Origin of the sequence: Acinetobacter sp. C26M (assembly GCF_023702675.1) — a bacterium.
Taxonomy (GTDB): Bacteria; Pseudomonadota; Gammaproteobacteria; order Pseudomonadales; family Moraxellaceae; genus Acinetobacter.
Genome location: NZ_CP098478.1, coordinates 2793738 through 2805411, shown reverse-complemented (window position 1 = coordinate 2805411; position 11674 = coordinate 2793738). Strand labels below are relative to the sequence as shown.

14 protein-coding genes and 1 other RNA gene are annotated in these 11674 nt (G+C 38.9%); 11 read left to right on the top strand and 4 right to left on the bottom strand.

What is annotated here, in order from left to right; translation table 11 throughout:
• Positions 1–26: 26 nt before the first annotated feature.
• The 4 genes from tpgA (at position 27) to NDN11_RS12915 (ending at position 3457) form a co-directional block, all read left to right on the top strand.
• Positions 27–818, top strand: coding sequence for a trimeric autotransporter adhesin/peptidogylcan-associated protein TpgA (gene tpgA, locus NDN11_RS12930; RefSeq protein WP_251109867.1), 792 nt, complete (start codon positions 27–29; stop codon positions 816–818).
• A 446-nt stretch (positions 819–1264) separates the two neighbouring features.
• On the top strand, positions 1265–1465 hold the full coding sequence (locus NDN11_RS12925) for a hypothetical protein (protein ID WP_167248871.1): 201 nt from the start codon (positions 1265–1267) through the stop codon (positions 1463–1465).
• Between the two features lie 232 nt (positions 1466–1697).
• On the top strand, positions 1698–2936 hold the full coding sequence (locus tag NDN11_RS12920) for a putative solute-binding protein (RefSeq protein ID WP_167248873.1): 1239 nt from the start codon (positions 1698–1700) through the stop codon (positions 2934–2936).
• Between the two features lie 80 nt (positions 2937–3016).
• Positions 3017–3457, top strand: a complete 441-nt coding sequence (locus NDN11_RS12915) for an SMI1/KNR4 family protein (RefSeq protein WP_251109866.1) — start codon at positions 3017–3019, stop codon at positions 3455–3457.
• 107 nt (positions 3458–3564) lie between these two features.
• On the opposite strand, the gene ssrS is transcribed toward NDN11_RS12915, so the two are convergent.
• From ssrS to NDN11_RS12900, 3 genes are all read right to left on the bottom strand, one after another.
• Positions 3565–3746: non-coding RNA, 6S RNA (gene ssrS / locus NDN11_RS12910), on the bottom strand.
• A 79-nt stretch (positions 3747–3825) separates the two neighbouring features.
• On the bottom strand, positions 3826–4113 hold the full coding sequence (locus tag NDN11_RS12905) for a cell division protein ZapA (RefSeq protein ID WP_167248877.1): 288 nt from the start codon (positions 4111–4113) through the stop codon (positions 3826–3828).
• A gap of 2 nt (positions 4114–4115) precedes the next feature.
• A complete protein-coding gene (locus tag NDN11_RS12900) occupies positions 4116–4670 on the bottom strand; it encodes a hypothetical protein (RefSeq protein WP_004808598.1) in 555 nt (184 codons plus the stop codon).
• Positions 4671–4736: 66 nt separating this feature from the next.
• Here NDN11_RS12900 and NDN11_RS12895 point away from each other — a divergent pair, with 66 nt between their 5' ends.
• The 6 genes from NDN11_RS12895 (at position 4737) to NDN11_RS12870 (ending at position 10452) form a co-directional block, all read left to right on the top strand.
• A complete protein-coding gene (locus NDN11_RS12895) occupies positions 4737–5369 on the top strand; it encodes a UPF0149 family protein (protein WP_251109865.1) in 633 nt (210 codons plus the stop codon).
• A 69-nt stretch (positions 5370–5438) separates the two neighbouring features.
• The gene (gene pepP, locus NDN11_RS12890) at positions 5439–6758 is read left to right on the top strand and encodes a Xaa-Pro aminopeptidase (RefSeq protein ID WP_251109864.1); all 1320 of its coding nucleotides are present in this window, start codon (positions 5439–5441) and stop codon (positions 6756–6758) included.
• A 76-nt stretch (positions 6759–6834) separates the two neighbouring features.
• Entirely contained in the window at positions 6835–7389 is a 555-nt protein-coding gene (locus NDN11_RS12885; RefSeq protein ID WP_251109863.1) for a hypothetical protein, read from the top strand.
• Between the two features lie 200 nt (positions 7390–7589).
• The gene (gene ubiH, locus NDN11_RS12880) at positions 7590–8801 is read left to right on the top strand and encodes a 2-octaprenyl-6-methoxyphenyl hydroxylase (protein ID WP_251109862.1); all 1212 of its coding nucleotides are present in this window, start codon (positions 7590–7592) and stop codon (positions 8799–8801) included.
• Positions 8798–10030: an FAD-dependent monooxygenase gene (locus NDN11_RS12875; protein WP_251109861.1), complete on the top strand. Its 1233-nt coding sequence runs from the start codon at positions 8798–8800 to the stop codon at positions 10028–10030. Before ubiH ends, NDN11_RS12875 begins: the two co-directional genes overlap by 4 nt.
• A gap of 173 nt (positions 10031–10203) precedes the next feature.
• Complete coding sequence (locus NDN11_RS12870; protein ID WP_167248887.1) at positions 10204–10452, top strand: hypothetical protein; 249 nt, start codon at positions 10204–10206, stop codon at positions 10450–10452.
• A 21-nt stretch (positions 10453–10473) separates the two neighbouring features.
• On the opposite strand, the gene NDN11_RS12865 is transcribed toward NDN11_RS12870, so the two are convergent.
• Positions 10474–10923 (bottom strand): MerR family transcriptional regulator, encoded by a 450-nt coding sequence (locus NDN11_RS12865; protein ID WP_167248889.1) that lies wholly within the window; start codon positions 10921–10923, stop codon positions 10474–10476.
• 61 nt (positions 10924–10984) lie between these two features.
• Here NDN11_RS12865 and NDN11_RS12860 point away from each other — a divergent pair, with 61 nt between their 5' ends.
• A complete protein-coding gene (locus NDN11_RS12860) occupies positions 10985–11626 on the top strand; it encodes a cation efflux transmembrane domain-containing protein (RefSeq protein WP_251109860.1) in 642 nt (213 codons plus the stop codon).
• Positions 11627–11674: the final 48 nt, after the last annotated feature.

The following is an 11674-nucleotide window of genomic DNA, read 5'->3' as shown; positions in this document are numbered from 1 at the left end:
CTCCAATAGATAAAGAGAGTTAAAATATGAAAAACATGATAAAAGCACTGGTTATCGGGATAGCATCTTCTTTTGCAATGATGACATTTGCAGCAGATGATGAAGTTGTTGTTCAACAAGAGGAAATCAAATTTCCAGCAGTTGAAAAGAGTTATCTTAAGCAAGTAAAACGTTATGAATATGATAATGTTGCTCGTTTAGGAACAGGCTTAAGCAAAGATCAAATCAGACATGTATTGGGAAATCCTCAATTTAGTGAAGGTCTGTTCTTTGTCAAAACTTGGAACTATGTACTAGATGTCCGTCAGCCGAATAGCCAGGATTATTTACGTTGTCAGTTGCGTGTAGACTTTGATAAGCAAGCGTTATCAGAACGCTTGTCGTGGAAAGGCGAGGCGTGTGAAGGTTTAATGGCTTGGGGGGCTAATAACCAGGTTCCCGCTGATACCAATTTAAATAGTTTACGTTCATCAAGTGTATTTTTTGCGTTTGATCGCTCAAATGCCAATGCAATTGAACAGGGTTCTAGCTCAGTGGCAGCAATTGCACAGCGAATCAAACAAGCACCAGCGAATAGTCCTATCATTGTTGCTGGCTTTGCCGATCCTTTGGGTAAATTTGCTTATAATCATCAGTTATCCGCACAACGTGCTAATACTGTTGCAAAATTATTGGTTAATGAGGGTATCGATGCAAATCGTATTCAAATTCAAGCCAATAGCCAAACTGACTTATACCAGCAATGTGCTGGACACAAGGCAAATAGTCAACTTGTCGGATGTTTGGCTCCAAATCGACGTGTTAACGTGAGTTGGTAAGAAATATTCAATAAAAAATGGCTACTTTATAGTAGCCATTTTTTATAAGCAGATATTTGGTAAAATTTATTATTTTTCAAATAAATACGATTTATTTTTACAATTGGTCAATTTTGATAATCTATTAGAAATGAATAGTAAGTACTAAAAACATAGCTAAATATTTAATAAAATTGATTTTTTCTTATGATTTTTATTTTTGAAATATCGCTTACATAAAATCTAATTTATGTGAACTGTCTGACAAAATATATATAGTTGTTTAAAAAATAATCTAAAATGCGCAGCATGAGCTAACATCATCAGATGTCAGTTTCATGTATTCAAATAATTAAAATGAGTATTTTTGAGTACGAATGGCATGAATAAAGGGCCTATTCGAGATGATATAAACTTATCGATCTCATAAATACTCAACACTTGTGAACAGTTTGAGAGGGAATACGATGTTGGAATCAAAGAAGTTAATTGTGTTGGATCAGATGCTGATCTTAACCAAAGAAGGTATGAATGATTTAGTTTATCAAAATGATACCTTACTTAAAGTTAAGATGATTTCGAATCAGCATATTGTGGTTGAAGATGATCATCAAATGAGTTTCCTATTAAAGCGACAAGATGAAAATGTCATTTGGTCATTTATTTAAGTCGGGATATAACAAGCATTTAAATTGAAAATGCTTGTTATACATAACGATTACTCAAAAGCTTGATGCTTTCTAACATCCTTTTTGATTATCATCTTTATTCTGATCCTATATGGGTGATGTTATTTTGACCGAATTGACGCTATCGAAATAAAAGCAGTCAATTCTATTTTCATGCTTTATCCTTAACTTGAATAAAACTATTGGGAAATAGCTAAGGATGGATCAGACAATGCAAAATAATAAATTCACAAGATTTTTAAAGCCCTTCGTTCTGTCATGCGTGTTTGCATCTTTATGGGCTGTGATCAATACAGTTTATGCTGCACCAGAAGCTAAGTTAGATTTAAGCCTTTCGCCTCATTCACAAAACAAAGTGAAGCAATTATTGAATGATCCAAAAACTTGGCAACAGATTCCAAAGCAAGTGACTTTATGTGTGTTTTCTCCGAATGGTGAGCATAGCGAAGCATTTGAACAAGCAACCAGTTATATCTCAGAAATTCCAAGTATCGTCCGTGTGGCCAAGCAGTTTGGTGTCAATATGAATGTGACACGTCCTTCACACTTACAATTCAAATTAGATTTCGATTATCCGAAACTGAAAAAACAGGCATCGACAATAGTTAATCTCAAGGTCTACACCAATGAAGCAGTCTTAACAGAAGACTTTAGAAGTAAACGCTGTGATGGGGCAGGGATCAGTAACTTACGTGCAAAACAGTTTAATAAATTTGTAGGGAGTGTCGATGCGATTGGTGCATTACAAACCTATAAGCAACTCAGTTCAGTGATTCAGGTTTTGGCTAATCCAAAATTTGATGAAAAGATGATAAATAATGATTATGAAGTAGTGGGGATTGTACCGCTAGGTGCAGCCTATATCATGGTGACTGATCGTAATATTAATACTTTGGCTAAAGCCGCTGGCAAGAAAGTTGCCGTGTTCCAATTTGATGAAACTCAAAAGAAATTGGTACAGAATGTGGGGGCACAACCTGTGTCAGTTGATTTAGTGACTGTGGGCGGTAAATTTAATAATAAAGAAGTGGATATCATGGCGGGACCAGCCATTTTATTTGAACCGCTAGAATTGCAAAAAGGCATGACTGATAAATCAGGTAAGGCAGTCGGTGGAATTATTAAATTTCCTGTGATTCAGGTAACTGGTACTTTGATTATGCATCGTAATAAGTTTCCAGCAGGGATGGGCTCAATTGCACGAGAAGTGATTTCAAAACAGTTAAATCCTGCATTTGAATTTGTCGACAAGATTGAAGCAAAAATTCCTGAGAAGTTTTGGTTGAAATTAAATGAAAGCGACAAACCTGGTTATGTCCGTTTAATGCGTGAAGCGCGTATTCAGATGACTAAAGAAGGGTTCTATGACAAAGATATGATGAAGTTGTTGAAACAGGTTCGTTGTTCACAAGACCCAAGCAATTATGAATGTGCTTTGAAAGATGAGTAATAAGCCATATCCAAAGAATTGATTATTTGATCGGTAAAAATGATTTACTTTAATTAGATTGATATCTATCAGACTACATCATGAATGTGATTAATAAGATTAAAAGTAAATTACAAAAACAAAATGTACGCTTGAATACACCAGCAACATGGCAGGACATTTTGGCTTTTGAATATAAGTATCAAGTCAAATTATCGCCAATTTTAAGAACTTACTTCTTAGAGTTTAATGGTATCGCTGATCGAGACATGGATGATAAATATTTTACTTTTTTGTCGCTAACTGACTTTCAATCTTTTGAAAGTATTGCAAGCGATTATGATAAAGATAAGTATTTATATCCGAACTGTTTTGTATTTTCGGACTATTTAGTCTGGTGTTGGGGGTATGTGGTACAACTCGATCAGCTTGGTTTGGATAGTGTCGTATATCAAGTGGGAGGGGCAGAAAAAACAAAAATTGCAGATTCTTTCACAGCATTTTTAAATCAATATTTAATCGATAGCGATGAATTATTATAAAAATATTTAATGGGGACTATTAAAAATCATAAGGTTAATTCGAGACAAATAAATTATTATAAATAGAATTAGACGTTGAATTATTATTTTTTAATTATCTTTGAAAAAGATACTCCAGAGGTGCCGCTGCATGGTCGTTACCCTGAACCCGATGAGTTCAAGGTGGAGGTGACGCATACTTAATGGGTTTCCTACTCGAGGCAGGCATACACTCAAAATACACAGAACACATCCATAAATTTAAGTATCGGCAGGGGAATAGACGTACTGGCGAACACCCTAGAGATAGCTTTAGTATACCCGATCTTTACATGATGGCAATCACTGCATGTAAAGATACTTACTAATTGATGGGGCTTTGTGCAATTTTACTCAACAGTTTGTTCGACATCTTCCAAAATCGTTTGTAGAAGATGTTCGCAATGCGCATATTCCTGTAAAGACTTGTTTAAACTAAAGACTTCTTGTGCCATCTGTAACGCAACCATAATCACAAGCTTATTATGTTCAACCCGTGGGGCACTACGTCGCATGTCATGGAATTTTTGATTGAGTAATTCTGCGGCACGCTCTAATTCTTCACGTTTTTCTTCTGTCGTATTAAGACGGAAAGTCTGTTCAATTAAGCGAAGTTCGACAACGATTGGTTCACTCATGCTTAGATCTCCTCTTGGGTTTCAGCATTTGGGTGTGCAAGCTGTTGAATTTCTTGTGCGTGCTGATCCTGTGCTGTGCCTAAAATTGAAAGGCGCTGAATAATGGCCTCAACTTTGGATTTCGCCAGCTCATTTTTTTGTAATAAGCGATCACGGTCTTGTTGTAAATCTTGAATCTCTTGCTGACTATGACGTTGCTGTGCTTGTAATTTCTCTTTATTCACACGTAAGTCATTACGCTCAGCCAAGATTTCTTGGAAGCGATTTTTTAAATCAGTGGTGCTTTTCTCTAAGCGGCTATAACGTTCCGCTAAAGTTGTTGCATCTTGATTCAGTTGTTTAAATTGATCTTGTAACTGAGTCAGTTGTTCAGTTAAGTTATCAACTTCTTCCTGCTTTTGCGTGATGATGCTATTTTTCTGCACAATTTGTGCATGTTGGTCAGTTTCAGCTAATTGCTTAGCTTCGGTGAGCGAAGTATTTTCTCGCTCTAAGTGATGTAGGCGTGTTTTTAAAACACCAATATGCGCTTGTAGACGCTGTAATTGTTCTAACATAACGAAGGTCGCACAGAGTTGCAATCAAAGGTAATATATACAGCAGTATAGAGGTTGGATAAACGAATGCAAGACGATATTTCAGGTTGGACAGAATGGAATGCTCATTTTGATGGGATTGAAGAAATTTCAAGCCCAAGTGAGTTACACGGTTTGCTAACAGGTATAGTTTGTGTGACACAAGCACCAAGCGCAGATGAATGGTCACAAATCTTAAACACCCTGAATGTGCCTGCTTTACAGCCAGAAGCACTGCAAAGTTTAACGGATGAAGCAGAAGATGTTGCACATGCTTTATCTGATGATGAATTAGATTATTTACCGATGCTCCCAGATGACAATCATTTACTGGCAGATCGTGTTCAGGCCTTGGCGGACTGGTGTGCAGGTGTGGTGCTAGGTTTTGGTTTGGCTTCTGGTCATATCCGAGCTGAGGAACAAGAGCTGATTGAACACTTACAAGATGTTGCAGCTGTTGAGTTTGAAGACTCGGATAATGATGAAGAAGGTGAAGAAAGCTATCAGGAACTCTATGAGTTTGTACGCTTAATTCCTGTCAGCTTATCGATTGGTCGTACCAAGATTCCTGTAGCCGAAAGTTCTTTATTACAAAACTTTCATGCGAAAAGCAGAAATCAAGACAACCCAGCTGATCCACAAACAGTGGTAGAAATGTTTACCCCACATCGTCCGAGTTAACTCGGGCGGTGCCTTAATCCCTTATAAATAAAGATACTTACAATCATTCATCTTCATCAGAAGGACAATATGAAATTAAGTCAAGCCGATTTTAAACAACGTCGTGATCTTCTCGCTAAAAAAATAGGTAGCAATAGCATTGCAATTATTGCGACACGAGCAGAAATGTATCGTAATCGCGATGCTGATTATAAATATCGTGCCGACAGCAGTTTTTATTATCTCACTGGATTTGCAGAGCCAGAAGCAGTTGCTGTTATCGAAACCTTTGAAGAAGGTGAGGAGTATAGCTACAGTTTGTTCTGCCGCGAACGTGATCGTGAAATGGAAATTTGGCATGGCTATCGTGCAGGTATTGATGGCGCGATTGAAATTTATGATGCAGATGAAGCTTATGCGATTGACTTGTTAGATGAAGAAATCATCGAAAAATTATTAAATAAACAACGTCTTTATTATCGTATTGGACAACAAGCAGAGTTTGATGCACGTGTTAGTCAGTGGATTCAAAAGGCGGATGCAGAACAACGTCGTGGTAGTGCGGCACCTGCTGAGTTGATTCAGCTTGATCGTATTGTTGATGAAATGCGCCTGAAAAAATCGGCACAAGAAATTGAGTTGATGCAGATCGCCTCGAATATCAGTGCCGAAGCACATACCCGTGCCATGCAAACCGTTAAACCGAATATGATGGAGTATACACTGGAAGCAGAACTTAATTATATCTTTGGGAAAAACGGCTGTGTACCGTCGTATAACAGTATTGTCGGTGGCGGTGAAAATGCCTGTATTTTGCATTATGTTGAAAATAACAAACCACTCAAAGATGGTGATTTAGTGCTGATTGATGCAGCGTGTGAATATGAATTCTATGCGTCTGATATTACGCGTACATTCCCTGTCAATGGTAAGTTTAGTCCTGAACAGAAGGCTTTATATAATATTGTGTTAGATGCGCAGCTTGCTGCAATTGATGCGACACGTATTGGCAATCACTATAAATACCCACATCAAGTTGCAGTGAAAATCTTAACCCAAGGTTTAGTTGATCTTGGTTTGATTAGTGGCGATGTTGATGAGTTGGTTGAAAGTGAAGCCTTCCGTCAATTCTTTATGCATGGTACAGGTCATTGGCTCGGTATGGATGTACATGATGTTGGTGCGTACAAGACTGGCGAAGACTGGCGTGCTTATGAAGCAGGCATGGTGGTCACTGTTGAACCTGGTTTATATGTTGCACCTGATGACGAAACTGTCGATGCAAAATGGCGTGGCATTGGTATTCGTATCGAAGATGATATTGTTGTGACGGAAAATGGACCATTAGTTCTAACCAAGAATGTGGTGAAAACCGTTGAAGATATTGAAAGCTTGATGGCAAGTCATTAATTAATTCCTCATTTTATTAGCTTGTTTATTTTTTATGTCTCACCTGTATAACGCATGGTGAGACAAGGTAAAAAATATGAAGATGGATTTAGAAGGAAGACCCTATCTGACTCAGTTTAGTGAGGATGGGTTTATTGATTGTGTCTTTCGGATAGATAATTTGATTGAAACTGAATCAAGTTATCAATTTCATATGCTCAGCTCATTGAATGGGGAGTACCTAGGGCTAAATGCTGAAGTAGTTAAAAGCATGGAAGGCGGTATTGATCATGAAATGCATATTATTAAAGAACATGTTTATCATCGAGGAGTCATTTTATCTCGGTCGGGTAGAGAGAGTGATAATTTATTAAATAGCTTAAGTCACCTTTACCAGTTGCCGTTCACTAAACAATACAAGATGCGTGAAGTAGAGTCATTCACAGCTATTGCTCTTCATCAAGGTCGCTTGAACATGCGAGAAGAACAAATAGGAATAAAAATTTTCGGTCGAGATGATGAAGAACAATATGATTTAGATAAAGATTATCATGAATCCTTTTTCAATCTTGATCTAAAACATGGCTTTGTATATTGGAATGAAAAAGATCAGTCTTATAGAGAATCTATTATCAATGGATTGTCTGAATAAAATTGCTAAGTATGATCAAAAGAACGTCTTTTGATGGGGTGTTTTTTTAATTATTAATGGCTCTAACAATAACCACTTTTAATGCATCTTATTGATATAAAAACATAGACCAAACAAAGTACAAATTCCCTTCCTGATTTAAGTTAGAGTAAGATAGTCCCGAAACATCAAGTCATGAAAAATTGATAAGGAATAATATTATGCAGCAACAAGTCATCATTGTCGGTGGAGGTATGGTTGGACTCAGCCTTGCTTTAATGTTGGCAAAATCTAATATCGCAGTAAAGTTATTAGAAGCTGTGAAATATCCGAATTTTGATGATGAAAATGTTGCACCTTATCATTCGAGTTTTGATGCGCGTAATACCGCATTGTCTCGTCGTAGCGTACAGATTTACCAAAAATTAGACTTATGGGAAGCTTTACAGCAACATGCTACCCCAATTCTGCAAGTACATATTACTGAGCAGGGAAGTTTTGGTAAGGCTCGCTTAGTTGCAGAGCAAGAAAAAGTAGAAAGCTTTGGACAGGTCATTGAGAATGCTTGGCTTGGCCGCGTATTATTGACTCAAGTTCGTCAACAGCCATTGATTGAATTGATTGATGGTGTGCAAGTAACTTCATTGACGCAAGATGCAGATCAGGTACAAATTGAAGCGATGCGTAATGGTGAATATATCCATTCCTTAAAGTCTAAGTTAGTGATTGCAGCTGATGGTCGTGATTCATTCTGCCGCCAAGCGATTGGGGTAGGTGTGGATGAACATGATTATGACCAAGTGGCGATCGTTACGACCGTACAGACGTCTAAACCGCACCAGCATGTTGGTTTTGAGCGTTTTAGTGCGTTGGGACCATTAGCTCTATTGCCTTTACCGGGTGAATACCGTCGCTCAGTGGTTTGGCCTGTAAAAAAGGGTACTGAAGCAGAATGGTTAGGTGAAGAAAATGATCAACATTTCCTTGATGCCTTACAGGAAACTTATGGTGATCGAGCAGGGAAATTTGAAAAAACGGGCAAGCGTTTTAGCTATCCATTGTCACAAGTCTTGGCCGATAAGCAAGCCGTTGGGCGTGTAGTACTGATGGGCAATGCGGCACATACCATTCATCCTGTGGCAGGACAAGGTTTTAACCTGTGTTTGCGTGATGCAGATGTGTTGGTTCGTTTTCTGATGGAGCAACTGGCTAAGTCAGATGATATTGGCGCACCTGAAAATTTACTGGCCTATGAGCAATCCCGTTTAAAAGATCAGCAGCGTGTAATTAAGTTCTGTGATTCGGTGGTACGTGGTTTTAGTAATCAAAATCCAATCCTCAAATTATTGCGCAATACGGGGCTGATTGCTTTTGATGTGATTCCGGGTGTTAAGCCTTTGGTTGCCAATTATGCAATGGGGCTAAAAGCATGAGTGAAATCTTAGATGTCGTCATTGTTGGTGGTGGTCTAGTTGGCGGTTTAACGGCTTTGTTACTCGCGCAAGGTGGGGTGCAGGCGACAGTACTAGATGCTGCACCTGTACTTGATCAGGACAAAACTTTGGCTGTGATGAATCCACGTGTATTGGCACTCAGTCAAGCGACTATTCATTTACTCAAAACAGTAGATGTCTGGGATGATTTAGCACGCCAGATGCCATATTCAGGCATGCAAGTCTGGAATAAAAATGGCTATGGTGAAATTAATTTTGGCCATGCATCTGAACAGCAACCTCAATCAGATCAGGCTTTAGGTTCAATGGTCGAGCCAAGTGTTTTGAATGTTGCGATTCAACAAAAAATGCTGCAACAACTTAAAGACTATCGCACCCAAGTCAAAGTCATTCGGATCGAACAAATTCCACAAGGTTGGTCAATTCAATTGGCGGATGGTACAACATTAAAAACCAAGTTGCTGATTGGTGCGGATGGCGCGAATTCTTTTGTGCGTGAGCAGGCTTACATCGATTTAGATGTACTAGACTATAAGCAGGCCGCGATCAGCTGTGCGATTAAAACTACGCAACCAAATCAATATGTGGCGCGACAGATTTTCTTGCCAACAGGACCATTAGCTTATTTGCCGATGGCGAGTCTTGATCCACAAGAAAACGGTTATTGGCAATCGATTGTTTGGACCTTACCTGATGATTATGCAGATGAATATTCGGCACTCAGTGATCAAGCATTTATGCAACTCTTGACGCAAGAAAGCCTACATATGTTGGGTGAAGTAGTAGAGGTCCGTTCCAGAGCACAATTCCCATTAAAAGCACGTGCAGCGCAACGCTATATCAAATCAGGCTTAGCATTGATCGGTGATGCTGCACATGTGATTCATCCTTTGGCTGGGCAAGGTGTGAATATTGGTTGCCTTGATGCAGCTGTATTGTGTGATGTATTACTGCATGATTTAAACCGTGGTGCGTGGGCGAACGATCAAACCTTATTGCGTTATGAACATCAACGTAAGGGGCAGAACGATGCCATGATGCATAGTATGTCTGCAATTGGATGGTTAGAAAGTTCAGAGCTATTTCCTTTTGTTTGGGCGCGAAATTTTGGTCTAAAACAGGTTGAACAGTTCGACTGGTTTAAAGATCGCTTTATGCAACAGGCCAATGGTCTGAGTGCTTTAAAACAGACACGCTATGTTTGCTAAAAAATAGTAGATATTTTTTAAACAATCATTTATAAATCAGAGTGAATTTGGTCATAAAAAGTACGTTTTAATCAATATTGTGCTTTGCTAAATGTGAAGAGCTTGCTAAATTCCACCTAGTTCTGATGGCCAAATAGCGATGATGAGAGTTTAGTCATTGTGGGGAGATGAAGATGACAGAAATGAATGATTACGACGAAAATACAGAAGACTCTGCTGTAGACGACGAAGAGGCGAAAGCAGCAGAAAGTGGTGCGGATAGTGAAGAATCGGCTGCTAATGATGCTGATCTTGCTGAAGCGGAAACATTAACGGTAACCGCCAAGCAGAAACAACGCCAAGCTTTAGAAGATGAAGTTGCTGCGTTTCTAGCGCGTGGTGGACGTATTACTGAAGTTCCGCCAGACGAGCATCAAGATTAAGTCTGAAAGGGCATAAAAGCATCACGATTGTGGTGCTTTTTTATGGTGATGTGATTCATGCTCACATTCGAGTGGCTGGTGTAGCTCTTTTAAAATGCCACATTGCTCTATGGTACGGTGTTGAGAGCATTGCTGTTTTAAATGGATTAAATCCTGTTTCAGATGTTCTAGATTTTTAATCTTCTGAGAAACCTCAGCAAGATATTGATCAATCAGGTGATCGACTTGCATACAAGTTTGATTTGGATCTTCTGCTAAACCCTTAAGCTTTTGGATATCTTGTATGGTGATACCGAGTTCTCGACAATGCTTTAAAAATAACAATTCTGAAAGCATCTGTTCCGAATAATGACGGTAATTTCCTGCTGTTCGTTGGGCTTTTTCTAGCAGCCCAATTTTTTCGTAATACCGAATCGTATCCACAGATACACCTGATTTTTTTGCCAACTGTCCAATGCTAAAACTGATCATGCTTGACTCTGGAGTTACTCTAGGGTTTTAAATCACTATAAAAGATTATGTGAGAAAAGTCATGGCAGGATGTGGATGCAATACGGCATGTGCCCCAGCAAAACAAATTAGTCCAAAATTTAGAAAAGCACTGTGGATCGCACTGGTTCTAAATGCATTGATGTTTTTTGTCGAAATTATAGGGGGATCACAAGCAAGATCTGTGTCATTGTGGGCAGATGCATTGGATTTTGCTGGTGATGCGGCGAACTATGCAATTTCTTTAGCTGTGTTATCCATGACGTTATATTGGCGTGCGACAGCAGCTTTACTGAAAGGGATGACCATGGCTGCATTTGGTATTTTTGTGATTGTTAAAGTATTCTGGTCGTGGTGGTTAGGGCTAACACCTGAACCCATGCTCATGGGGGCGATTGGTGTACTGGCATTGGCTGTTAATGTTATCTCTGCACTGATGCTCTATGCATTTCGTGATGGCGACGCCAATATGCGTTCGGTCTGGTTATGCAGTCGCAACGATGCGATTGCCAATATTGCGATCATCATTGCTGCTGTTGGTGTGTTAGGCACTGGAACCATGTTCCCTGATTTATTCGTGGCTTTTATTATTGCGTATCTCGGTGTTTCTTCTGGTTGGGCTGTGATTAAGCAGGCGAGAATGGAAAGAAAAGTAGATCAAGCGAATATCATGACCAAGGCCTAAGGCACATTCTTGTTATTGAAGATTCAGATGATAAAGGGAGATTTTTGA

What these genes read in the sequence shown, in the direction of transcription:
- tpgA (WP_251109867.1), top strand. Translation starts at nt 27, where the DNA reads ATGAAAAACATGATAAAAGCACTGGTTATCGGGATAGCATCTTCTTTT.
- NDN11_RS12925 (WP_167248871.1), top strand. Translation starts at nt 1,265, where the DNA reads ATGTTGGAATCAAAGAAGTTAATTGTGTTGGATCAGATGCTGATCTTA.
- NDN11_RS12920 (WP_167248873.1), top strand. Translation starts at nt 1,698, where the DNA reads ATGCAAAATAATAAATTCACAAGATTTTTAAAGCCCTTCGTTCTGTCA.
- NDN11_RS12915 (WP_251109866.1), top strand. Translation starts at nt 3,017, where the DNA reads ATGAATGTGATTAATAAGATTAAAAGTAAATTACAAAAACAAAATGTA.
- NDN11_RS12905 (WP_167248877.1), bottom strand. Translation starts at nt 4,113, where the DNA reads ATGAGTGAACCAATCGTTGTCGAACTTCGCTTAATTGAACAGACTTTC.
- NDN11_RS12900 (WP_004808598.1), bottom strand. Translation starts at nt 4,670, where the DNA reads ATGTTAGAACAATTACAGCGTCTACAAGCGCATATTGGTGTTTTAAAA.
- NDN11_RS12895 (WP_251109865.1), top strand. Translation starts at nt 4,737, where the DNA reads ATGCAAGACGATATTTCAGGTTGGACAGAATGGAATGCTCATTTTGAT.
- pepP (WP_251109864.1), top strand. Translation starts at nt 5,439, where the DNA reads ATGAAATTAAGTCAAGCCGATTTTAAACAACGTCGTGATCTTCTCGCT.
- NDN11_RS12885 (WP_251109863.1), top strand. Translation starts at nt 6,835, where the DNA reads ATGAAGATGGATTTAGAAGGAAGACCCTATCTGACTCAGTTTAGTGAG.
- ubiH (WP_251109862.1), top strand. Translation starts at nt 7,590, where the DNA reads ATGCAGCAACAAGTCATCATTGTCGGTGGAGGTATGGTTGGACTCAGC.
- NDN11_RS12875 (WP_251109861.1), top strand. Translation starts at nt 8,798, where the DNA reads ATGAGTGAAATCTTAGATGTCGTCATTGTTGGTGGTGGTCTAGTTGGC.
- NDN11_RS12870 (WP_167248887.1), top strand. Translation starts at nt 10,204, where the DNA reads ATGACAGAAATGAATGATTACGACGAAAATACAGAAGACTCTGCTGTA.
- NDN11_RS12865 (WP_167248889.1), bottom strand. Translation starts at nt 10,923, where the DNA reads ATGATCAGTTTTAGCATTGGACAGTTGGCAAAAAAATCAGGTGTATCT.
- NDN11_RS12860 (WP_251109860.1), top strand. Translation starts at nt 10,985, where the DNA reads ATGGCAGGATGTGGATGCAATACGGCATGTGCCCCAGCAAAACAAATT.